Consider the following 22,544-nt stretch of genomic DNA (forward strand, 5'->3'; position numbering starts at 1 on the left):
CAGAATGTCAGTCCAGACTCTCGAACGCGAAGCGCGCGGGATTCGCGAGCGCCGTATCCCGGCGCAATCCACCCAGGAGCCGGTGAGCGCGGGGGCGCTCACCGACGCCGACCTCGACGCCCAGAGCCCGGCCGCGGACCTCGTTCGCGTGTACCTCAACGGAATCGGCAAGACGGCGCTGCTGTCCGCCGCCGACGAGGTCGAGCTGGCCAAGCGCATCGAAGCCGGTGTGTTCGCCCAGCACATGCTCGACACGGCCGAAGGTCTCACGCCCAAGCGGCGTTCGGAGATGTCCGCGCTCGTGCGTGACGGCCACGTCGCGAAGAACCACCTGCTGGAGGCCAACCTCCGCCTCGTGGTCTCGCTCGCGAAGCGCTACACCGGCCGGGGGATGCCGCTGCTCGACCTGATCCAGGAGGGGAACCTGGGTCTGATCCGCGCGGTGGAGAAGTTCGACTACTCCAAGGGGTTCAAGTTCTCGACCTACGCCACCTGGTGGATCCGCCAGGCCATCACCAGGGGGATGGCCGACCAGGGACGCACCATCCGGCTGCCGGTCCACCTGGTGGAACAGGTGAACAAGCTGGCCCGCATCAAGCGCGACCTGCACCAGCAGCTCGGGCGTGACGCGACCCACGAGGAACTGGCCGCCGAATCGGGCATCCCGGCGCACAAGATCTCCGACCTGCTCGACCACTCGCGTGACCCGGTGAGCCTCGACATGCCGGTCGGCACCGAGGAGGACGCCCCGCTCGGTGACTTCATCGAGGACTCCGAGGCGACCGACGCCGAGAGCGCCGTGATCTCCGGGCTGCTCCAGGACGACCTGCGCCGCGTGCTCGCGACGCTGGACGACCGCGAGTCCCAGGTGATCCGCCTGCGCTACGGCCTCGACGACGGTCAGCCGCGCACGCTCGACCAGATCGGCAAGCACTTCGGGCTGTCGCGTGAGCGCGTTCGGCAGATCGAGCGAGAGGTCATGTCGAAGCTTCGTCAGGGTGAGCGGGCGGACCGCCTGCGTGCCTACGCTTCGTAATCTTTGACTGAGCCTTTCGGCGAGGAAAAAGCAACACCCGTTCGGCAGCGTTGACTTATGACCTGCGTCACGAGACCGTCGAGCAGGTCAATCAGTCTTCGCGGTCGGGTGTTCGCGCCCGGATCGCTTTCCCCGGGAGGTCGGGTCCGTCGGGGTGGGCCCGGCCTCCCGAACTAATTTGTGGGGATCGGCGACAAAATACCCCGGCGACAAGACAACCCCCGGCGACAAAGTGCACTGCGGGAATTGCAGTCGGTCCAGGTGGTCGTGAGTGGTAAGTGACGTTAGAACGTCACTTACCACTCACGACCCGCTCGCGCGGGCACCCACCGGCAGTGGCCCCGGTTACGTCGGCCATGGCCTCTCGGGCGCCTGGCCCGGGCTTGGGTACCGTGGGCGGGTTCCCGATGCCGGCAAAGGAGCCCGCGCAGTGGCGCCCACCACGTTCCAGCACACCGAAGTCCTTCCGCTCGCCAAGGACACCCGTACCGAATACCGGCTTCTCGGCACCGAAGGTGTCGAGGTCGTCGAGGCCGCGGGCCGGAAGTTCCTCAAGGTCGAGCCCGAGGCGCTGACCAGACTCGCCAAGACCGCGATCACCGACATCCAGCACCTGTTGCGCTCGTCACATCTGGCGCAGCTGCGCGCGATCGTCGACGATCCCGAGGCCAGCGGCAACGACCGGTTCGTCGCGATGGACCTGCTGCGCAACGCGGCGATCTCCGCCGGCGGCGTCCTCCCGATGTGCCAGGACACCGGCACCGCGATCGTGATCGGCAAGCGCGGCGAAGGCGTCCTCACCGGCGCCGACGACGAGCGCGCGCTGTCGCGGGGCATTTTCGACGCCTATCAGGAGTTGAATCTGCGCTATTCGCAGATGGCGCCGGTGAATTTCTGGGATGAGCGAAATACCGGCACCAACCTCCCCGCGCAGATCGAGCTTTATCACAAAGACGGTCAGGGCGACCCCAGCTACGAATTCCTGTTCATGGCCAAGGGCGGCGGCAGCGCGAACAAGACATTCCTCTATCAGGAAACGAAAGCGGTCCTGAATCCGAAGCGGCTCGCGAAGTTCCTCGACGAGAAACTGCGCAGCCTCGGCACCGCGGCCTGCCCGCCGTACCACCTCGCGATCGTCGTGGGCGGCACGTCGGCGGAGTTCAACCTGAAGGTCGCGAAGCTGGCCTCGGCCCGCTACCTCGACGACCTCCCCACCGAGGGTTCCGAGCTGGGCCACGGTTTCCGTGACGTCGACCTCGAACAGCAGGTGCTGGAGATGACGCGCCAGTTCGGCATCGGCGCGCAGTTCGGCGGCAAGTACTTCTGTCACGACGTCCGCGTGATCCGCCTGCCGCGCCACGGCGCGTCCTGCCCGGTCGGCGTCGCCGTCTCGTGCTCGGCCGACCGCCAGGCCAAGGCGAAGATCACCGCCGACGGCGTGTTCCTGGAGCAGCTGGAGCGCGACCCGGCGCAGTTCCTGCCGGACGTCTCCGAGGACGACCTGTCCGACGAGGTGGTGACCGTCGACCTGAACCGCCCGATGGCCGAGATCCGCGCGCAGCTCTCGCAGCTGCCGGTGAAGACGCGCCTGTCGCTGACCGGCCCGCTCGTCGTCGCCCGCGACATCGCGCACGCGAAGATCGCCGAGCGGCTCGACACGGGTGAAGAAATGCCGCAGTACCTCCGGGACCACCCCGTGTACTACGCGGGCCCGGCGAAGACGCCCGAGGGCTACGCGTCGGGTTCCTTCGGGCCGACCACCGCGGGCCGGATGGACTCCTACGTCGAGCAGTTCCAGGCCGCGGGCGGCTCGCTGGTGATGCTGGCGAAGGGCAACCGGTCCAAGAAGGTGACCGCCGCGTGCAACGAGCACGGCGGGTTCTACCTCGGCTCGATCGGCGGCCCGGCCGCGCGGCTCGCGCAGGACTGCATCAAGAAGGTCGACGTCCTCGAGTACGCCGAGCTGGGGATGGAGGCGGTCTGGAAGATCGAGGTCGAGGACTTCCCCGCGTTCATCGTCATCGACGACAAGGGCAACGACTTCTTCGAGGCGACCTCGGAACCGGTGCTGCAGATCAGCTTCCGCTGAGACTCGCAATGAAGGGGCCTTTCATCGCAAAATTTGCGATGAAAGGCCCCTTCATTGCACGGCGGAGAGGTTCCCCGGCGCGTTACCGCATCTGCTTCAGGACGACGGTCCGCTCCCCCAGCGGCGCCGCCAGCGCCACCGAGATCACCGGATGCCGGATGTCCATGGTGCACATCTGGCCCGTCTGGCCCTTCAGTTCGGTCAGGTTGACGGTGACCCTGTTCCCGTCCTGCTGCGTGGCCTCCGCCGTCGCGTGCCCGCAGCCGCCTTCCTGGCCGCGGACGTTCAGGATCGTCCCGCCGTTGCTGGTGTACACCTCACGCGGGTAGTCCGCGGGCAGCGCCGACGCGTCGAGCTGCTTGTCCGGCAGCTTCGTGCTGCCTTCCGGGACCTCCTGCCGCGGCGCGCCCGGCTGACCGGGCTGGCCCGGCTGCCCGGGCAGGCCGCCCGGCACGGACGGCGCCGAGGAGGACGGCGGCACGGACGGCGACGGCGGCACGGTACTCAGGGTGCCGCTCCCGGGTCCGGCCGCGGGTTCCGCCGCCTGGTTCTGCGCCCCGCAGGCGGATACCGCAACGACGATCAGGCCAAGGCCGATGACATTCGTTAAGTACCTCATGTGGCTAGGACGGAACGGGGCCGCCGTGGGGTTGCACATGATCTCAACCCGCTTCCAGGACGACGGTCCGCGAGCCGAGCGGCTCGGCGAGTTTCACCGGCAGGACGGCGTAGCGGATGACCTGTGGGCACATCTGGCCCGGCTTGCCGTGGTCGATCTTCACCTTGACCACGACCCGCTGCGCGTTCTGGTCGGCGAGGTTCGCCGTCGCCTCGTCGCAGCCGCTCAGTTCGAGGTGCACGTTGATGCCGCCGTTCTCCGCGCTGACCTGCGCGGGCACCTTGGCGTCGACCTGGGACGGCGGCAGCATCTTGTCCATCGGCGGCGGGCCGACGGTCGGCCGCGACATCGGTGGTTTCGCGACCGGCGGGCTCGCCGGGAGCGAGGTGGGCAGATCCGAGGGTGTGGTGACGACCGGTGGGGTGCTCGTGTTCGCCGGTGCTCCGGGGCCGCCCGCGCCGCAGGCGGCCGTCGCGGCGAGCACGAGCCCCACGCCCAGCGTCTTCGCTGCGTTCTTCATGGCGGCAAGACGGCGTGAACCCCGCGAACGGTTGCATCAACGCCGTGTCGTTCAACGCTGGGCGGCCCGCCCGCGGGCCAGTCCGAGGATCACCACCCCGGCGAGGGTGACGGCCAGCAGCAGCACCGTGCTCGCCGAGGCCAGGAACACCTGTCCCCGGTCCGTGAGCGCGAAGATGCTCGCGGGCAGCGTGCGCCAATCCGGCGGGTACAGCATCATCGTCGCGCCCAGTTCGCCCATCGACATCGCCAGCGCGAGGCTCGCCGACGCCGAGATCGACGGCAGCAGCACCGGCAGCCGCACTCGCAGCAGCACGCGGACCGGCCCCGCGCCGAGGCTCGCCGCGGCCTGCGCCAGCAACGGGTCCATCCGCGCGATCGCGGCGGAGACGGTGCTGTAGGAGAACGGCAGCAGGATCATCACGTGCCCGAGCAGCACGATCCAGCGCGTGCCGTTGAAGGCCAGCGGCGGACGGCTGAACGCGACCAGCAGCGCCAGTCCCAGCACCACCGACGGCACCGCGATCGGCAGATGGAACAGGGTGTCGACGGCCTTCCGCAGTTTGGACGGCGCGGACGGCGACGCGAGCGCGGCCCAGGTCCCCAGCAGTACCGAGACCACCGACGCGATGACACCGGTCTGGATGCTCACCGAGAGACTCGCGAACGTCTCCCCGGAGAACGCCTGCGCGAAATGCGAGCCGGTGATCGCGCCCGGCAGCAGGCCCGTCCAGTTCCCGGCGACCGACGCCAGCACGATCATCAGCAGCGGCGCCAGCACGATCGCGGTGAACAGCACCGCGAACACCGCCCACAGCAGGAAACGGCTACGCCTGGTCCACAGCAGCACGACGGCCTCCCTTCGTCAGTCGCCGGTAGGTTCCGTACAGGGCCAGGGAGAACAGGACGTTGACCACCGCGATGACACACGCCTGCGGGAAGTCGAAGGTGACGATTCCCTTGCCGTAGACCAGCATCGGCAACGTCGTGACGTCCTTGGCGCCGAGGAACAGCACGATGCCGAACTCGTTCATCGCCAGCAGCATGGTCAGGCAGGCACCGGAAGCCAGTGACGGCAACGCCTCCGGCAGGATCACCTGGCGCAGCACGTGGCCGGGTTTCGCGCCGAGACTGGCCGCGACCTCCATCTGCGCCGAGGACACCTGGCCGAACGCGGCGAGCGCCGGCCGCATCACGAACGGCGTGTAGAAGGTGATCTCCGCCAGCAGGATCCCGAACGGCGAGTACAGGAAACCGCCCGCGCCCAGGATGCCCGCGCTGCCGTAGATGAAGGTGAACGCGAGCGCGATGAGGAACGACGGGAACGCGAGCACGGTGTCCACCAGCCGCGAAAGCGTCCGCGCGCCGGGGAACGGCACGAAAGCGATCACCAGCGCGAGGAACGTCCCGAGCACCACACAGCCCGCGGTGGCGCCGAGCGCGAGCGCGACGGTCTTCCAGGCGGCGTCCCGGAATTCCGCCGAGCCCACGACGTCGAGCCACACCGAAAGCCCGAATTCGCCGGTCTTCGATTCCAGGGACTGGAGGACGACCAGCACCAGCGGATAGCCGAAGAAGCCGAGCAGGACGAGCACCGGCGGCAGCAGGAGCCAGCCGCGGCCGGGCTGTTTCTCCCGCCGCCGCGCCGGTGCCGCCGTGGTGGCGAGCGCGAGGCCGGTCATCCGACGCCCACCAGCGGGCAACCGTCCGGAATGGACACTCCGACCCGCTCCCCCACGCCGGGCAACCCTTCGACGTCGGGCACCTCGGCCCGGACCTCGTTCCCGTCGTGCGCGAGTTCGAGGTCGAGCCGGAAACCCGTGCCGCGCCACTGGACGCCACGCAGCACGGCGGGCAGCGCGCCCGGGGCGTCCACCGCGGTGATCCCGACCCGGTGCGGCCGGACGCCGAGCGCGACGGACTGCCCGGCCCGGAACGTCCCGGACGGGTCGGCCGCGAGTTCGCGGTCGCCGAGCCGGACCCGGGTGCCGTCGGCCTGGATCAGCTCCACCGGGATGAGGTTGGACGCGCCGAGGAAGCTCGCGGTGAACTCCGTCGAGGGCCGTTGGTAGAGCTCACGGCTGGGCCCGATTTCGACCAGCTTCGAGTCGCGCATGACGGCGATCCGGTCGGCCAACGCCAGCGCCTCGCCCTGGTCGTGGGTGACGTAGATCAGCGTGGTGTCGGGCAGTTCCGCCCGCAGCCGCAGCAGTTCCGCGACCATGTCCTCGCGCAGGGCGGCGTCCAAAGCGGACAGTGGTTCGTCCAGCAGCAGCACCCGCGGCCGGATCGCCAGCGCCCGGGCGAGCGCGACCCGCTGCTGCTGCCCGCCCGAGAGCTCACGCGGGTAGCGCCGGGCGTACTCGCCCATCCCGACCAGTTCCAGCGCCTCGGTGACCCGGCTCGCCGTCTCGGCACGCGGCGTTTTCCTCGCCTTGAGACCGAAGGCGACGTTGGCCTCGACCCGCATGTGTGGGAACAGCGCGTAGCTCTGGACGACCACGCCGAGGCCGCGCCGGTGCGGCGGCAGCCCGGTGACGTCCTCGCCGTCGAGCAGGACCCTGCCGGTGCTCGGCACGACGAAGCCCGCGAGTGCCTTCAGGGCCGTCGACTTGCCAGAGCCGGACGGTCCGAGCATGGCAAGGGTCTCCCCTCTCGCCACGGTGAGGTCCAGTGGCGAGAGGGCGGTCGTCTGTCCGAAGCGGACGGACACCCCGCGGAACTCGACCGCCGGGGTCATCGGCCCACGGCCTTCTTGTACGCGGCGAGGTCGGCGTCGAGCTTCGCGAGGACGGCGTCCCAGTCCGGCTGCCAGATCTCGACACCGTCGAGGGCGGCCTTGACCTTGTCCGCCCGCGGCCCGGACGGCGTGACGTCGGTCCGCGACGGGGCACCGAAGGCGTCGACGGCCTTGCCCTGGACCTCGGGTGAGAGCAGGAAGTCGAGGAACTTCTTGGCGTTCTCGGCGTGCGGCGCGTTGTTCACGAGACCGGCGTAGTACGGGAGCGCGAACGTGGACCGCTTGCCCTGTGCGTCGGCCGGGAAGAAGACCTCGAAACCGCCGCTCTTCTCGATCTCGGCGAGGTTCATCTGGACGTCGCCGTTGGCCACCAGGATCTCGGCCTTGGCCACCTTCGGCTGGAGCTTGCCGGTGGACGACGACGGGCCGACGTTGTTGGCTTCGAGCTTCGCGAGGTAGTCGAGCGCGCCCTGGTCGCCGAGGACGTGCTGGAGCTGCAGCAGGACCGCGGTGCCGTCGCCCGCCTCGCCGGGCGTGGAGTACTGGAGCTTGCCCTTGAGCGCGGGGGCCAGGAGGTCGTCCCAGGTCCTGGGCGAGGCCTGCGGGTTGCGGATGAAGGTGAGGTAGTTGTTCATGACGGCGAAGTAGCGGCCCTGGGCGTCCTTCTGCCCGGCGGGGACCTGGTCGATCCCGGCCGGTGCCGTAGCGGCGAGCAGGCCCTGCGACGCGGCGCGCTGGATGAACGGCGGGAGCGTGACGAGGATGTCGGCCTGGGTGTTGGCCTTCTCCTTCTCCACCCGCGAGGCGACCTCGCCGGATCCGGCGGTCACCGCCTGCACGGTGATGCCGGTCTTGGCCTTGAACTCCTCGACGCGCTGGGCGTACCAGTCTTCGAGACCGTCCACCGTGTACATCGTGACGGTCTGGTCGCCGGACGCGCCGCCGGCGGTGCCACCACAGGCGGCCAGGGTGATCGTGAGCAGCCCGGTGAGGGCGGCGGCCGCGAGTTTCTTCATGTCGTCAAAGCTCCTTTTAGGACAGCAGGGTGGGGAGATCGCGGACGGATTCGAGGACGTGGGTGGCGCCGGCGGCGTCGAGTTCCGGCTTCTTCGCCGAGCCGGTGAGCACTCCGGCGACGATCGACGCGCCGGCGGAGAGCCCGGTCTGGACGTCGGCCGGGGTGTCACCGGCGACGGCGATCCGGCGGACGTCGGTGATTTCGAGCCGCAGCGCGGCGGCGAGAACGAGGTCGGGGAACGGGCGTCCACGGACACCCTCGCCCGGCGCGAGGACCGTGTCGGCGAAGCCGTGCCAACCCAGCGCGTCCAGGATCGCGTTCTGGGTGGTGGCGGCGAAACCGGTGGTGAGCGCGACCTTCACCCCTTGCGCGCGCAGCTCCTGGATCGTGTCCTCGGCGCCGGGGATCGGCTCGCAGTGGCCGTCGGCGACGAGTTTGCCGTAGGCGTCCTGAAAGGTGGAATTCGCGTGCTGCGCCAGCTTTTCGTCCCCGTCCAGCAGGGCGCGGAAGACGACGATCTTCGACTGGCCCATGGTTTCGACGACGTAGTCGAGCATCCCGGGGAACCGGCTGTCCTCTTCGGACACCCCGGCGGCGGCGATCGCCTCGGTGAAGGCGCGGATCACCAGGCCGTCGTCGGCGACGGTGGTCCCGGCCATGTCCAGGACGACGAGTTCGGTGTTCACCATGAAAGCTCCTCTGCGGTGTCTTCGGCGATGGCGGGGGAACAGGTCATGCCCCGGCCGCCCGGCCCGGTGACGAGCCAGGCGTTGTCCGCGACGCGGGCGCGGTGGACGATCAGGGAGGTGTCGGTGGTCTGGGCGTAGACCCCGGCCCAGCGGCGGGCGATCCGCGGGAGCGGCCGTCCGAGCAGCGCGCCGGCGACCTCGGCGAGGTGGTCGTACGGGTCTTCGGTGGTGTCGAAGGAGAACGGCTCGTCGTATTCGTGGGTGTCGCCGATGGTCAACGAGCCGTCGAGGCGCTGGACCATGAGCAGCTGCATCTTGTTGACCGCGGCGATCTCGCCCTGCGGCTGGCCCGCGTTGAGGCCGTCGAGCGCCTCGCCGCGGTACGCCGGGTAGTAGCGGAAGCTGTCCGCGTCGGCGACCGTGGTGGTGAGGGTTTCCCCGAGCGGCTCGGTCTGGGCCATCTGCAGCCGCACCCGGCGGACCGGCGCCTGCCCGGCGAGTTCCTTGACCAGGCCACCAGTCCAGGCGCCGGTGCACAGCACGACGACGTCGCCTTCGTGGGTCTCGCCGGTGTCGTCGACGACGCCGCGATCGGTCAGGTCGCGGATCTCGCGGCCGGGCACCCAGGTGTAGCGGCCGGATTTCGCGAGTTCGGCGCGCAGCGCGGGCTGGGCGACACGCGGTTCGACGGCGGCGTCGCGATCGCACCAGAGCGCGCCGAGGAAGTCGCCGCGCAGGGCCGGGTTCAGCTCGCGGGTCTCGGCGGCGTCCAGCAGCTTGAAGCCGCGGTCCTCCTGGCTCGCGGCCGCGGCCGCGGCGACGGCGAGTTCGGCCTCCGTGCGGACGACGGTGAGTGAGCCGTTCGGCCGGAAGCCGATCCCGGCGACGCGTTCCCCGATGCGCTCCCACAGCACCCGCGCCCGCGCGGCCGTCTCCAGTTCGGGGCCACTGGCGCGGCCACCGACCCAGACCAGCCCGAAGTTGCGCACGGACGCGCCCCGGGCCTCGGGTTCACGTTCGATCTGGACGACGTCGTGGCCGCGTTCGACGGCCTGCCAGGCGTGCTGAGTGCCGAGCACTCCGCCGCCGATGATGAGGATTCGCACACCGCAGACGTTCGCCTGCGCGCACCAACGCTCCGTGACCCCGGTTCTAACTCCAGGTGAAGTACCTCCGAAATGTGGACCAGACCTGTTATCTTCGCGTTATATTACCCCCGCGTTTCGTCCTCTGGATGCGGTCGTTGAATGTGCAAGTACCGCGTTCAGAGGACTAAATGCGCGAGGAGGTCACTCCACGCGGCCCAGGCGGGTCTCGAAGGAAAGCCGGTCGCCCCGGAACAGCGACCGGACGCGCTCGAACGGGACGCCGTCGGCGCCCCAGGAGGTCCGGTGCATCAGCAGCATCGGCAGCGCCGGGTTCGTCCCGATCAGCAGCGCCTCCCGCGGGGTGGCGAGCACGGTCTCGACCCGCTCCTCGGCGCCGTCGAAGACCACGCCGAGCTTTTCCCGCAAACAGGCGTAGAGCGATTGTGTGGGATCGAACACATCCATCAACGTCGGGAATCGCGCGGCGGTGAGATAGGTCGATTCCAGCCCGACCCGCTCGTCGTCGGCGAGCAGCACCCGCTCGATGTGGATGACCTCGTCGTCGGGATCGATTTCCAGTTCCGAACCCAGCGACGGACCCGCCTCCCGGCGTTCCAGTGAGATCAAATTCCGGCCGGGCTCAATGCCCTGCCTCCTGAGTCCTTCCGTGTAACTCACCAAAGCGAGCGGCTGGACGAGCTTGGGGCCCGCGACGTAGGTACCGCTCCCCTGCCGCCTGCTGAGACGGCCTTCGAGCACGAGTTCGCCGACGGCCTGGCGTACCGTCGCGCGGGAAACCTCGAATCGTTCGGACAGTTCCCTTTCTGTGGGAAGTACCGCTCCCTGACCTAATTCGGAGATCACGTCGAGCAGATCGACTTTGACCGCGTAATAGCGGGGAATGCGGCCGTGCTCGGGAATTCCGTCCCGGACGGGGCCCTCGGCGGGCGGATGAACTCTGGGCGAACGCGCTTTCACGATCCAGATCCTAGAGCGATTCCCCCGTGCCTGTACTGACCCGAACGAAGTGTTCATGCCACGCTCACACTCGTGGACGAAAAGGGCACACTCATTCGGCGGATCGGCACCCGCGACGCGGTCTTCATCGGGCTCGCGCCGGCCGCCGGCGCCGCCGGGGCGCGGCTGCCCGCCGGGCTCACTGTCGCCCGAACATCCGGTGATCCCCGCCCTCGGTCCGCCGGTCGCGCCGTACCCGCTTTCAGCCTTCCGGCGGTTCCGGTGCCCACCGGTCGCGGAGTACCGGCATTGGGCGCTCTGGGCTACGCCATTCGTCGGCAATTCGCTTCGAACGTCCGTTAATCACCACCATCGGCCGAAAGATCCGAAGAAAGTTGGTTGTCCGGGCACATCCCCACCTGCTGTAGTCAGTTAGCCGCAGTCAGTCTCCCTGCCTCCACTGTGGACAGCCGGAAGGAATGAACCCTTGGACATCAAGCGTCGGTTCAGCCTGCTCAAAAAGACCCTGATCGCCGTCGCGGCGGCCGGAACCCTGGCGGGTCTCGCCACGGCTCCCCCGGCCGCGGCCGCTCAGCCGCCGTCCACGGACGTGGTCGGCGGAACCCGGGCCGCTCAGGGCGAATTCCCTTGGATGGTCAGGCTTTCCATGGGCTGCGGTGGTGCGCTCTACACCCCGCAGATCGTGCTGACGGCCGCGCACTGCGTGTCGCGCACCGGGGCCAACACCAGCATCACGGCCACCCTCGGCGTCGTGGACCTGCAGAGCACCTCGGCCAAGAAGGTCAAGTCGACCTACGTGCACCGGTCGCCGACCTACCCCACCTCCACCGGCGGTGACTGGGCCCTGATCAAGCTCGCGAGCCCGGTCACCGGGATCCCGACGCTGCCGATCGCCACCACGACGGCCTACAACAGCGGCACGTTCACCGTCGCGGGCTGGGGCGCCGCGTCCGAGGGCGGCGCGCAGCAGCGTTACCTGCTCAAGGCCAACGTCCCGTTCGTCTCCGACGCGACCTGCAAGGCGCAGGGCGGCAGCTACGCCGACCTGATCGACAGCGCCGAGATCTGCGCGGGCAACGTCAACTCCGGTGGCGTCGACACCTGCCAGGGTGACTCGGGCGGCCCGATGTTCCGTCGCGACTCCGCCAACGCCTGGATCCAGGTCGGCATCGTCAGCTGGGGCGAAGGCTGCGCTCGGGCGCACGCTCCCGGCGTCTACGCCGAGGTGAGCACCTTCGCGACCGCGATCAAGAACGCGGCCGCCGGGTTGTAGGTCCGTCGCACGGCATGCGCTGAAGGTCCCCTTCACCACAACGACGTGGTGGAGGGGACCTTCTTCTTGCCGCGGGTGTCAGCGGGTCTTGTCCAAACGCGACAGTGCCTCTTCGTAGCCAGAGACGAGCTCCGCGATCACCTCGGTCACCGGGCGCACCCGGTCCATCCGCCCGACGATCTGTCCCACCGGCATCGAGACGACACTCGGGTCCGCCGCGTGGTGGATCCGGTTGTGCGCGTGGGAGACCAGCAGGTTCTGCAACGGCATCGGCAGCGGTTCGGGCGCGTCGGGCGCGGCCCACGCCTCGGTCCACCGCGTCTTGAGCAGCCGCGCCGGTTTGCCGGTGTAGATCCGTGTCCGGACGGTGTCGGACGACCCCGCCGCGACCAGTGCGCGCTGCATCGCCTCGGAATCCCCCATGGTCTGGAGGTATTCCTCGGTGGCGAGCCAGAAGGAGCCCATCCACACCCCGGACGCGCCCAGCGCGAGCGCCGCCGCGACCTGCCTGCCCGAGCCGATCCCGCCGGCGGCGAGCACCGGGACACGGTCGCCGACGGCGTCGGCCACCTCGGGCAGCAAGACCATCGACGCGATCTCGCCGGTGTGCCCGCCCGCTTCGTACCCTTGTGCCACAACGATGTCGACGCCGTTCTCGACATGCCGGACGGCGTGCTCGGCCTTGCCCGCGAGCGCGGCGACCGGCACACCCTTCGCGTGACACTGCTCGATGACGTCCACCGGCGGTGACCCCAGGGCGTTGGCGATCAACCGGATGGGGTGTTTCAGCGCGACCTCGACATGCGCCCTGGCGACCGAATGCAGCCAGCCCAGCACTCCCGCGCGTTCGTCGGTGTCGTCCGGCAGCGGCGGCACCGCGAGGTCACGCAGCGTCCGCTCGACGAAGTCGCGATGCCCCTGCGGGATGTGCTTCGCGAGATCGATCGACGTCCCTTCGGCCGGGATCTTCGCGGGCATCACGATGTCGACGCCGTACGGTTTGCCGCCGGTGTTCTCATCCATCCAGGACAGGACGGAGTCGAGTTCGGCGGCGTCGTTGAACCGCACGCAGCCGAGCACGCCCAGGCCACCCGCCCGGCTGATCGCCGCGGCGACGTGTTCGGACGGGGTGAACCCGACGATCGGCAGGTCGATCCCGAGCCGGTCGCACAGTGGTGTCCAAATCCGCGACGTCCGCATGAAACTCCTTTACGCCGGTTGGATGGTGACGGGCTCGTGCTCGGAGGCGTAGCGCTGCGCCCAGGGATAGTCCGGTTTCCCGCTGGGCGACCGGCCGATCTCCTCGGCGAGCCAGAGGCTGCGCGGCACCTTGTACCCGGCGATCTCGGTCCGCACATGCGCTTCGAGCGAGGCGAGGTCCACTTCCTTGCCCACCCTCGGCTGGATGACCGCGGCCACGCGCTGGCCGAGCCGGTCGTCGGGGATGCCGATGACGAGCGCGTCGAAGACGTCGGGATGCGACTTCAGCGCACCTTCGACCTCTTCCGGGTACACCTTCTCGCCGCCGGTGTTCACGCACTGCGATCCGCGGCCGAGCAGCGTCACCGTGAGGTCTTCTTCGTAGCGCGCGTAATCGCCGGGGACGACGTACCGCTTGCCGTCGATCTCGACGAAGATCTTCTCGGTCTTCGCGGGGTCCTTGTAGTACCCGAGCGGGACGTGCCCGCGTCGCGCGATCAGCCCGATCGCCCCCGGTTTCGGTTCGACGAGCGCGCCGTCGTCGTCCACCAGGATCGCGTCCTTGCCGAAGTTGACCCGCGGCCCGGCCGAATGATCGCTGTCCTTGCTGACCATGCCGATCCCGGTGAACCCGCTTTCGGACGAGCCGATCGCGTCGGTGATCACCACGTGCGGCAGCAACGCCAGGAATTCCTGCTTCACCGACTGGGAGAACAGGGCTGCGTGACTCGACACGGCGACGATCGACGACGCGTCGTAGTCGCCCTCGCGATAGGCGTCGATCAATGGCCGCGCCATCGCGTCCCCGACGATGGTGAGCACCTGGACCTTGTTGTCCTGCACGGCTTTCCAGACGTCGTGCGCGTCGAACCGCGGGACGAACACGACCGGGCTGCCGGTGAACAGCGCGCCGAACGCGGCCCACTGCGCGGCGCCGTGGATCAGCGGCGCAGCCGGGAGCCGGACCAGGCTGCCCGACTTGCCCTGTTCGGCGAGCGTCCATTCGTCCGGGACATACTCGCCGGTGACGAAGTTGATGCCGCCGCCGAGCGCGCGCCAGATGTCCTCGTGACGCCACAGGACGCCCTTGGGATAGCCGGTGGTCCCGCCGGTGTAGAGGATGTAGATGTCGTCGGCGCTGCGCTCGGCGAAGTCGCGCTCGGGTGAGCCTTCGGCGAGCGCGGCTTCGTAATCCACGCCGTCGTAGGACGAGTAGTCGCCGTCGCTTCCGTCGTCGACAACGACAACGTGTTTCAGTTTCGGCGCTTCCGGGAGGACCGCGGCCACCTTGTCCGAATACGCGCGTTCGTGGACCAGCGCCACGAGGTCGGCGTTGTCGAACAGGTACCGCAGTTCCCCGTGGACGTACCGGTAGTTGACGTTGACCGCGATCGCGCGCAGCTTGTACGCGGCGATCATCGATTCCAGGGCCTCGATCGAGTTCCGGGAATAGACACCGATGTGGGATCCGGGTCCCACGCCGTGTGCGGCGAGGTGGTGCGCCAGCCGGTTGGCGCGCTCTTCCAGTTCGGCGAAGGTGACCCGCCGATCGCCGCAGACGACCGCGATGCGCTCCGGCACGGCGTCGACGGCGTGCTCGAGTAGATCCGCGATGTTGAGTGCCACTTCCCCAAAGTAGAACATGTTATCGTTCTGGGCAATGGCCGCTCTTTTGACGGAGGCTGAGACTTTGAAAAACGTGGTGGGCGAACCGCACGCGCTGGTGGAAAAAATCGACCACACCCTCGTGGTCACGATGAACCGGCCCGAGGCCCGCAACGCGCTCAGCGGCGAGATGCTCGGGATCATGGTCGAAGCGTGGAACCGGGTCGACGAGGACGACGACGTACGCTGCTGCGTGCTCACCGGCGCGGGCGGCGCGTTCTGCGCGGGCGCGGACCTGAAGTCGATGTCGAAGAACTCGCCGTCCGACTCGTTCGAGAAGGGCACGTTCGACCCGAGCAGGATCGAGGGCCTGCTGAAGGGGCGACGGCTGACGAAGCCGTTGATCGCGGCCGTCGAAGGGCCGGCGATCGCGGGCGGGACGGAGATCCTGCAGGGCACGGACCTCCGCGTCGCGGGCGAGAGCGCGAAGTTCGGGGTGTCCGAGGCGCGGTGGAGCCTGTTCCCGATGGGCGGTTCGGCCGTGCGGCTCCCCCGCCAGATCCCGTACACCGTCGCCGCCGACCTGCTGCTGACCGGACGGCACATCACCGCGGCCGAGGCATTGGAGATCGGCCTGATCGGGCACGTCGTCCCGGACGGCGCTGCGCTGGACAAGGCGCTGGAACTGGCGGGCAAGATCGCCGCGAACGGGCCGCTTGCCGTCCGCGCGATCCTCAAGACGATGCGCGACACCGAGGGCATGCACGAGGAAGAGGCCTTCAAGCTCGACGCCCAGTACGGCATCGAGGTCTTCGCGAGCGAAGACGCGAAGGAGGGCCCGCGCGCCTTCGCCGAGAAGCGCAAGCCCGTCTTCCGGGGCCGCTGACCCCCGCATTTCGTCCTCTGAATGCGGTAGTTCGCCGGTGAACTACCGCATTCAGAGGACGAAATGCGGGGGTCCGAAATGCGTCAGGGGACGCGGTGGCCTTCCCAGTACGGGTCGCGGAGCTTGCGCTTGTAGAGCTTCCCGTTCGGGTCACGCGGGAGCTCGGGCAAGTAGTCGACGGAACGCGGGAGCTTGAACTTCGCCAGCCTCGACGCGGCGTACTCGAGGATTTCCGCGGTCAGCTCGTCGGAGGGCTCGACACCGTCCGCGGGCTGGACGACGGCCTTGATCGCCTCGCCCCAGTCCTCGTGCGGGACGCCGAACACCGCGACGTCGGCGATCTTCGGGTGCATCACCAGCTCGCCCTCGATCTCCGCCGGGTAGATGTTGACCCCGCCCGAGATGATCAGATCCGCCTTGCGGTCGTGCAGGAAGAGGTAGCCGTCCTCGTCGAGATGCCCGACGTCGCCGAGGGTGAACAGGTCCCCGACGCGCGCTTTGTCCGTCTTGGCCCGGTCCTTGTGGTACTCGAACTTCGAGTCGCCCATCTTCATGTACACCGTGCCGGTCTCGCCGGCGGGCAGCTCCGTGCCCTCGTCGTCGAGGATCTTGATCGTCGAACCCGGCCACGGAAGCCCCACCGAACCCGGCTTCTTCAGCCAGTCCTCCCCCGAGATCGCCGTCCCGCCGCCTTCGGTGGCCGCGTAGTACTCGGTGACGACCGGGCCCCACCAGTCGAGCATCCGGCGTTTGACCTCCAGCGGGCACGGCGCGGCGCCGTGGATCATCACGCGCAGTGAACTCATGTCGTAGGCGGCGCGGACGTCGTCCGGCAGCCCGAGCAGGCGGCGGAACTGCGTCGGGACCATATGGCTGTGCGTGACGCGGTGCCGGTCGATCAGCCGCAGCATGTCCTCGGCGTCCCAGCGGTCCATCAGCACCGCGGTATGGCCCAGCTGCAACGAGATGGCGACGAAGTTGAGCACCGCCGTGTGATAGAGCGGCGAGCCGCACAGGTGCACGTGATCGTCGTGCGGCGCCAGCCCGAAGATGCCGAAGAACCACGTCGACGCGGCGGGAACGGAGTCCGGGTCGGCGCCGGTCAGCGGACGGCGAACGCCCTTGGGCCGTCCCGTGGTCCCCGACGTGTAGAGCATCGGCGAGCCCGCCGTGCGCCCCTCCGGACGGCCGTCGCCCTCACCGGACCCGAGTTCCTCGATCCGGCGGAAGCCCTCGACGTCGCCGACGGCGAACCGCCCGCGTTCGGGGATCCCGGCCTCGTCGGCGGCGGCGATCGCGACGTCGGCGAACCGTTCGTGCGCGAGGAAGGCCTTGGCACCACTGTCGGAAAGGATGTACGCGACCTCCGGCCCGACCAGATGCCAGTTGACCACGACGATGTACAGACCGGACTGGATGGCGGCGAAGTAGGCCGCCACGAGTTCGTCGCCGTTGGGCTGCAGGACGACGACCACGTCCCCGGCCTCCAGCCCGAGGGCCCGCAGGCCCCGGGCGTACGCGTTCGCTTTCGCGGCGAGGTCCCCGTAGCCGATCGAGCGGCCGTCCGGATCGACGAGCGCGACCCGTTCCGGTTCCTGCGCGGCGATATTCCAGACCCCAAGGGTCCCGGTGGCAGTCGACATACCCGCGAATCTAGAACGCGTTCCACTCAAGGGCAACCGCCAGCAAGGCCGAGATGGCCGATCTTGCCGAGAAATCGAGAACGTGTTTCACTCAGATCGTGAGCGCACCTGAACTCCCGCTGTCGGCCCCGCTCAACGTGGGCTTCGACTACACGCGTTCGGTCGGCCCGGTACTCGGCCGGTTCGTCAACGCCCTGCGCGAGCGCCGCGTCGAAGGCGTCCGGGGCAGCGACGGCCGCGTCCATGTGCCACCGCTGGAATACGATCCCGTGACCGCCGAGGCGCTGTCCGAGTTCGTCCCGGTGGCCTCCGAAGGCGAGATCGTCTCCTGGTCCTGGATCGCCGAACCGGTCGACGGCCAGCCGTTGTCGCGGCCGTTCGCGTGGGCGCTGGTCAAACTCGACGGCGCCGACACCTCGATCCTGCACGCCGTCGACGCCGGCGACCCTTCGAAGATCCACACCGGGCAACGCGTACGGATCCGCTGGGCGGAGGAGACCGTCGGCCACATCCGGGACATCTCCTACTTCGTCCCCGCCGACGGCCCCGACACCACCCCCACCGAGGAACCTCCCCCGGTCGCGAAACGCGAGGACGACGCGCCGGTCAGCGTGGTGATCACGCCGATCCACCTGCGCTATCAGCATTCCGCGTCACCGGAGGAAAGCCGGTACCTGCGCGGGCTCGCCGAAGGGAAGCTGATCGGCCAGCGCTGCCCGTCGTGCGAGAAGGTCTACATCCCGCCGCGCGGCGCCTGCCCCACCGACGGCGTGCCGACCACCGACGAGGTCGAGCTGCCCGACACCGGCATCGTCACCACGTTCTGCATCGTGAACGTGCCGTTCCTCGGCCAGAAGATCAAACCGCCGTACGTGGCCGCGTACATCCTGCTCGACGGCGCGGACATCGCGTTCCTGCACCTCGTCCTCGGCTGCGACGCCGCCGACGTCCGGATGGGCATGCGCGTCCGGGCCGCCTGGAAACCGCGGGACGAATGGTGGACGTCGCTGGAGAACATCGGCCATTTCGAACCGACCGGCGAGCCCGACGCGCCGTACGAATCCTTCGCCCACCATCTGTGAGGACACCGTGCCAGATGTAGCAGTCGTGGGCTTCGCGCAGGCCCCCAACGTCCGCAGCACCCCGGGCACCACCAACGGCGTGGAAATGCTGGTGCCGATCTTCGCCGAGGTCTTCGAGCGAACCGGACTGTCCAAAGAGGACATCGGGTTCTGGTGCTCGGGTTCCTCGGACTACCTCGCCGGCCGCGCGTTCTCGTTCATCGCCGCGGTCGACGCCATCGGCGCCTTCCCGCCGATCCACGAGTCGCACGTCGAGATGGACGCCGCCTGGGCGCTCTACGAGGCGTGGCTCAAGATCAGGATGGGCGAGGTCGACACCGCGCTCGTCTACGGTTTCGGCAAGTCCTCCGCCGGGCAGTTGCGGCGGGTGCTGGCCCTGCAGATGGACCCCTACGTCGTCGCGCCGCTGTGGCCGGATTCGGTGAGCGTCGCCGGGATCCAGGCGCGGCTGGGGCTCGAAGCGGGACTGTGGTCGGAGAAGGATCTCGCCGAGGTCGCCGCGCGCAGCCGCGCCGACGCCGCCGGGAATCCCGCCGCCCAGGTCTCCGGAACGGTCGAGGTCGCCGACCTCCTCGACGCCCCGTACTTCGCGGATCCCTTGCGGGCCCACGACATCGCCCCGGTGACCGACGGCGCCGCCGTCCTCGTGCTCGCTTCGGCCGAGCGGGCGGCGGACCTGGTCGACAGCCCCGCCGTGATCACCGGCATCGAGCACCGGGTCGACTCCCCCGCGCTCGGCGTACGGGATCTCACCGTCTCACCGTCCACAGTGGCCGCCGGGCGGGCACTGGACCTCGACGGCGTCGAGGTCGCCGAACTGCACGCGCCGTTCACCCACCAGGAACTGATCCTGCGCGACGCGCTGGGCCTCGGGGAACAGGTGCGCATCAACCCCTCGGGCGGTGTCCTGACCGGCAACCCGATGTTCTCGGCGGGGCTGGCGCGGATCGGCGAAGCGGCGAACCGCATCCTCGACGGCAGCGCGCGCAAGACCCTCGCCCACGCGACCAGCGGCCCCGTCCTCCAGCAGAACCTGGTCGCGACCTTGGAGGTCCTCTCGTGAAGCACCTCGCGGCCGTACTGGGAACGGGCCAGACCCACCACAAGGCCAAGCGCACCGACGTGTCCATGCCCGGCCTGCTCCGGGAGGCCATCGACCGGGCGATGCTCGACGCGCAGACCGGCTGGGACGACATCGACGCCGTCGTGCTCGGCAAGGCACCGGACCTGTTCGAGGGCGTCATGATGCCCGAACTGTTCCTCGCCGACTCGCTCGGCGCGAACGGGAAACCGTTGCTGCGCGTGCACACCGCGGGCTCGGTCGGCGGGTCGACCGCGCTCGTGGCGGCGTCGCTGGTGCAAGCCGGTGTGCACAAGCGGGTCCTGACGGTCGCCTTCGAGAAGCAGTCCGAGTCGAACGCGATGTGGGGCCTTTCGATCCTGCCGCCGTTCCAGATGCCGGTGGGCGCCGGCGCGGGCGGCTACTTCGCGCCGCACGTGCGGTCCTACATCCGGCGGTCCGGCGCGCCCGACCACGTCGGCGCGATCGTCGCCGCCAAGGACCGGCGCAACGGCGCCCTGAATCCGTACGCGCATCTGCGGCAGTCCGACATCACGGTGGAATCGGTGCAGGCGTCACAGATGCTGTGGGACCCGATCCGCTACGACGAGACGTGCCCGTCCTCGGACGGCGCGTGCGCGATGGTGATCGGGAACGAGGCGGCGGGCGACGCCGTCGACGGTGGCGCGGCGTGGATCCACGCGACCGCGATGCGCACCGAACCGACGACCTTCGCCGGACGCGACCAGGTCAACCCGCAGGCGGGGCGCGACGCGGCCGCCGCGTTGTGGCGTGACGCGGGCATCACCGACCCACTGTCCGAAGTGGACGCCGCCGAGATCTACGTGCCGTTCTCGTGGTTCGAGCCGATGTGGCTGGAGAACCTGGGATTCACCGACGAGGGTCAGGGCTGGAAGCTCACCGAGGCGGGTGAGACCGCGCTCGGCGGACGGCTGCCGGTCAACCCGTCGGGTGGCGTGCTGTCGTCGAACCCGATCGGCGCGTCCGGCATGCTCCGGTTCTCCGAGGCCGCCAAACAGGTGATGGGCCGGGCCGGGGACTACCAGGTCGACGGCGCCCGGATCGCGCTCGGGCACGCCTACGGTGGCGGTTCGCAGTTCTTCTCGATGTGGGTGGTGGGCTCGGCGAAACCGAGCTAAGGACGGCGGCGGGGCCGGAGGCGTTGCGCGGCCAAGGTCGCGACCACTCCGGTCACCGCCCCGACCAGTGCGGGCTTGAGGCCGTGCCGGTCGGGCTGTTCCACCACCGGCCGGACCACCACGGGAGGCGGCGGCTTGACCGGGTCCGGCGGGGCGTCGCGCGCCGTCGCCGTCCAGGCCGTGACGAACACCAGCATCCGCGCCACCAGCGAGATGAAGAAGATCAGGCCGATGATGGAGCCGAACGCGACCCCGGTCGGCGAGTTCCCGATCAGGCGCAGGTAGATCCCACCGGCCTGCTTGAGCAGTTCGAAGCCCACGGCCAGCGCGACCGCGCCGCGCATCGCGCTGCGGACCCCGACCGGTTTCCGCGGCAGCCGGGTGAGCACCCAGAGGAACACGAGCCAGTTGGCCAGCAGCGCCAGCGGGATCGAGATCGCCGAGAGCACGTTGTGCCCCCAGGCGGTGTCGTCCACCCCCGCCAGGCCCAGCAGGTACCGGCCGAGCGCGGACCCGGAAATGGTGATGGCGAAGGAGACCAGCAGCGCGCTCGCGAGGCCGAGCAGCGCGAGCAGGTCCGCGCCGATCGTGCGCAGCAGCGGCAGGTCCGACCGGTTCTGGCCCCACAGCGCGGTGAGCGCGTCCCGCAGCGAGTTCATCCAGTTCCAGCCGGAGTACAACCCGATGATCAGACCGATGAGCCCGACGCTGGTGCGCTGCTCCACGAATCCGGTGAGCAGTTCCCCCGCCTTGTCGCCGAGGCCGCCGGGCAGCGTGCCGGTGATCGCGTTCAGCATCGACTCGATCAGCTGCGGCTGGCTCGCCAGCACGAAGCCGGCCACCGACACCGCGACCATGAGGATGGGCACCAGCGAGAACAGGCTGAAATAGGTGATCGACGCGACGTAGTGGTACCCGCCGTACTCGATGTAGCGGTTCACCGCCCGCGCCACGTGGTCCAGCCAGCGGTAGCGGGCGCGCAGCCGCTTCCATTTCGTCGGTGCTTGCTTCTCCCTCACACGCCAATGTCTACCTCAGGCAGGTCACGGCTCGTGGGCAACACGCGATCAGGCGAGCGCGATCAGCTCCGAGCCGTCGTCCTCCGGCAGCGACGGGCCGGCCGTCGCCAGCACGGTGTTGCCGAGAAAGTCCAGTTCACAGCCGAGCGTGGAGAGGAAAGCGGTGTCGGCCGCGTCCCGTCCGGTCGCGATCCGGCTCAGACTCTGCCTCGGCGCGAGACCGGTCGCGTCGAACACGTACCAGCGGCCGTCGATCGCGGCTTCGAACACGGCGTGGAAGTCCATTGGGGACAGTCCGGGCGCGTAGACCGCGGCGAACCGGGCGGGGATGTCGATCACGCGGCACAGCGAGATGCAGACGTGCGCGAAGTCGCGGCAAACCCCTTCCCCGGCCAGGTAGGTGTCCACGGCGTCGTCGGTCGGGGAACCGGAACCGACCACATAGGACAGGTGCTCGCCCACGTGCCGGACGATCGCCTCGACCTGGGTGCGCGCGTCGGGCAGGCCGCCGAAGCGGGACAGCGCGAGCCCGCCCATCCGGTCCGAGGGACAGTACCGGCTGGGCCTGGTGTAGCGGATGAGGTCTTCAAGGCTGACACGCCCGGCTTCGACCGGGCCGAGCGTGCGTTGGGCCCGGTATCGCACGACGTGCTCGCCCGCCAGGAGATCGAGTACCTGGGCCCGGGTGCCGTGTTCGAACGCCACCTGGCGCGGCGGTGCGGGGTAGGTGAACTCCTCCTGGTCGGCCCCGCCCGCGAACGCGACCACGAACGCGGCGGGGCCGGGTTTCGTGACCCGGAAGGACATTTCGACGTCGACCTGTACGTGGGGACCCATGGC

At 69.2% G+C, this 22,544-nt stretch carries 21 protein-coding genes; 7 read left to right on the forward strand and 14 right to left on the reverse strand.

Translation table 11 applies throughout. From position 1 onward, the window contains the following. Window positions 1-4 precede the first annotated feature (4 nt). Window positions 5-1,036: a sigma-70 family RNA polymerase sigma factor gene (locus tag IE302_RS10745; RefSeq protein ID WP_229907705.1), complete on the forward strand. Its 1,032-nt coding sequence runs from the start codon at window positions 5-7 to the stop codon at window positions 1,034-1,036. Window positions 1,037-1,466: 430 nt separating this feature from the next. Next, complete coding sequence (locus tag IE302_RS10750; protein WP_191254295.1) at window positions 1,467-3,125, forward strand: fumarate hydratase; 1,659 nt, start codon at window positions 1,467-1,469, stop codon at window positions 3,123-3,125. Window positions 3,126-3,207: 82 nt separating this feature from the next. On the opposite strand, the gene IE302_RS10755 is transcribed toward IE302_RS10750, so the two are convergent. From IE302_RS10755 to IE302_RS10795, 9 genes are all read right to left on the reverse strand, one after another. Continuing rightward, window positions 3,208-3,624 (reverse strand): hypothetical protein, encoded by a 417-nt coding sequence (locus IE302_RS10755; RefSeq protein ID WP_191254297.1) that lies wholly within the window; start codon window positions 3,622-3,624, stop codon window positions 3,208-3,210. 163 nt (window positions 3,625-3,787) lie between these two features. Further along, entirely contained in the window at window positions 3,788-4,264 is a 477-nt protein-coding gene (locus tag IE302_RS10760) for a hypothetical protein (protein ID WP_191254303.1), read from the reverse strand. A 51-nt stretch (window positions 4,265-4,315) separates the two neighbouring features. Next, complete coding sequence (locus IE302_RS10765; RefSeq protein WP_191254305.1) at window positions 4,316-5,113, reverse strand: ABC transporter permease; 798 nt, start codon at window positions 5,111-5,113, stop codon at window positions 4,316-4,318. Beyond that, a complete protein-coding gene (locus IE302_RS10770; protein ID WP_191254306.1) occupies window positions 5,091-5,945 on the reverse strand; it encodes a 2-aminoethylphosphonate ABC transporter permease subunit in 855 nt (284 codons plus the stop codon). The genes IE302_RS10765 and IE302_RS10770 overlap by 23 nt, the downstream gene beginning before the upstream one ends. Then, window positions 5,942-7,003 carry an ABC transporter ATP-binding protein gene (locus IE302_RS10775; protein ID WP_191254308.1) on the reverse strand — a complete coding sequence of 354 codons (1,062 nt, stop codon included), beginning with the start codon at window positions 7,001-7,003 and terminating at the stop codon, window positions 5,942-5,944. Before IE302_RS10775 ends, IE302_RS10770 begins: the two co-directional genes overlap by 4 nt. Next, the gene (locus tag IE302_RS10780) at window positions 7,000-8,019 is read right to left on the reverse strand and encodes a 2-aminoethylphosphonate ABC transporter substrate-binding protein (protein ID WP_191254309.1); all 1,020 of its coding nucleotides are present in this window, start codon (window positions 8,017-8,019) and stop codon (window positions 7,000-7,002) included. Before IE302_RS10780 ends, IE302_RS10775 begins: the two co-directional genes overlap by 4 nt. Window positions 8,020-8,035: 16 nt before the next feature. Next, the gene (locus tag IE302_RS10785) at window positions 8,036-8,710 is read right to left on the reverse strand and encodes a phosphonatase-like hydrolase (RefSeq protein ID WP_191254311.1); all 675 of its coding nucleotides are present in this window, start codon (window positions 8,708-8,710) and stop codon (window positions 8,036-8,038) included. After that, window positions 8,704-9,816 carry a TIGR03364 family FAD-dependent oxidoreductase gene (locus tag IE302_RS10790; RefSeq protein ID WP_191254313.1) on the reverse strand — a complete coding sequence of 371 codons (1,113 nt, stop codon included), beginning with the start codon at window positions 9,814-9,816 and terminating at the stop codon, window positions 8,704-8,706. Before IE302_RS10790 ends, IE302_RS10785 begins: the two co-directional genes overlap by 7 nt. A 183-nt stretch (window positions 9,817-9,999) precedes the next feature. Further along, a complete protein-coding gene (locus IE302_RS10795; protein ID WP_191254315.1) occupies window positions 10,000-10,776 on the reverse strand; it encodes a GntR family transcriptional regulator in 777 nt (258 codons plus the stop codon). A gap of 466 nt (window positions 10,777-11,242) precedes the next feature. On the opposite strand from IE302_RS10795, the gene IE302_RS10800 reads away from it, so the two are divergent. After that, window positions 11,243-12,049: a S1 family peptidase gene (locus IE302_RS10800; RefSeq protein WP_191254316.1), complete on the forward strand. Its 807-nt coding sequence runs from the start codon at window positions 11,243-11,245 to the stop codon at window positions 12,047-12,049. A 78-nt stretch (window positions 12,050-12,127) separates the two neighbouring features. On the opposite strand, the gene IE302_RS10805 is transcribed toward IE302_RS10800, so the two are convergent. Together IE302_RS10805 and IE302_RS10810 are read right to left on the reverse strand one after the other, a co-directional pair. Next, a complete protein-coding gene (locus IE302_RS10805) occupies window positions 12,128-13,234 on the reverse strand; it encodes an NAD(P)H-dependent flavin oxidoreductase (protein ID WP_191254755.1) in 1,107 nt (368 codons plus the stop codon). A 24-nt stretch (window positions 13,235-13,258) separates the two neighbouring features. Next, on the reverse strand, window positions 13,259-14,875 hold the full coding sequence (locus tag IE302_RS10810; protein WP_191254318.1) for an acyl-CoA synthetase: 1,617 nt from the start codon (window positions 14,873-14,875) through the stop codon (window positions 13,259-13,261). A 76-nt stretch (window positions 14,876-14,951) separates the two neighbouring features. Between IE302_RS10810 and IE302_RS10815 the strand changes: the two genes are divergently transcribed. Beyond that, entirely contained in the window at window positions 14,952-15,740 is a 789-nt protein-coding gene (locus tag IE302_RS10815) for a crotonase/enoyl-CoA hydratase family protein (protein WP_191254756.1), read from the forward strand. Window positions 15,741-15,823: 83 nt separating this feature from the next. Here the strand turns inward: IE302_RS10815 and IE302_RS10820 are convergent, their stop codons facing one another. Continuing rightward, a complete protein-coding gene (locus IE302_RS10820; RefSeq protein WP_191254321.1) occupies window positions 15,824-17,383 on the reverse strand; it encodes an acyl-CoA synthetase in 1,560 nt (519 codons plus the stop codon). Between the two features lie 53 nt (window positions 17,384-17,436). Between IE302_RS10820 and IE302_RS10825 the strand changes: the two genes are divergently transcribed. The 3 genes from IE302_RS10825 to IE302_RS10835 are packed head-to-tail and all read left to right on the forward strand — an operon-like array spanning window position 17,437 to window position 20,685. Beyond that, a complete protein-coding gene (locus IE302_RS10825; protein ID WP_373307940.1) occupies window positions 17,437-18,465 on the forward strand; it encodes a Zn-ribbon domain-containing OB-fold protein in 1,029 nt (342 codons plus the stop codon). Window positions 18,466-18,472: 7 nt separating this feature from the next. Beyond that, on the forward strand, window positions 18,473-19,528 hold the full coding sequence (locus tag IE302_RS10830; protein WP_191254333.1) for a thiolase family protein: 1,056 nt from the start codon (window positions 18,473-18,475) through the stop codon (window positions 19,526-19,528). Further along, window positions 19,525-20,685, forward strand: a complete 1,161-nt coding sequence (locus IE302_RS10835) for a thiolase family protein (protein ID WP_191254335.1) — start codon at window positions 19,525-19,527, stop codon at window positions 20,683-20,685. The genes IE302_RS10830 and IE302_RS10835 overlap by 4 nt, the downstream gene beginning before the upstream one ends. Here IE302_RS10835 and IE302_RS10840 read toward each other — a convergent pair. Beyond that, on the reverse strand, window positions 20,682-21,704 hold the full coding sequence (locus tag IE302_RS10840; RefSeq protein WP_191254337.1) for a YhjD/YihY/BrkB family envelope integrity protein: 1,023 nt from the start codon (window positions 21,702-21,704) through the stop codon (window positions 20,682-20,684). The two genes, IE302_RS10835 and IE302_RS10840, sit on opposite strands and share 4 nt — an antisense overlap. Window positions 21,705-21,752: 48 nt before the next feature. After that, window positions 21,753-22,541, reverse strand: coding sequence for a transglutaminase-like domain-containing protein (locus IE302_RS10845; protein WP_191254339.1), 789 nt, complete (start codon window positions 22,539-22,541; stop codon window positions 21,753-21,755). Window positions 22,542-22,544: the final 3 nt, after the last annotated feature.

The organism is Amycolatopsis oliviviridis (assembly GCF_014654365.1).
Classification (GTDB): domain Bacteria; phylum Actinomycetota; class Actinomycetes; order Mycobacteriales; family Pseudonocardiaceae; genus Amycolatopsis; species Amycolatopsis oliviviridis.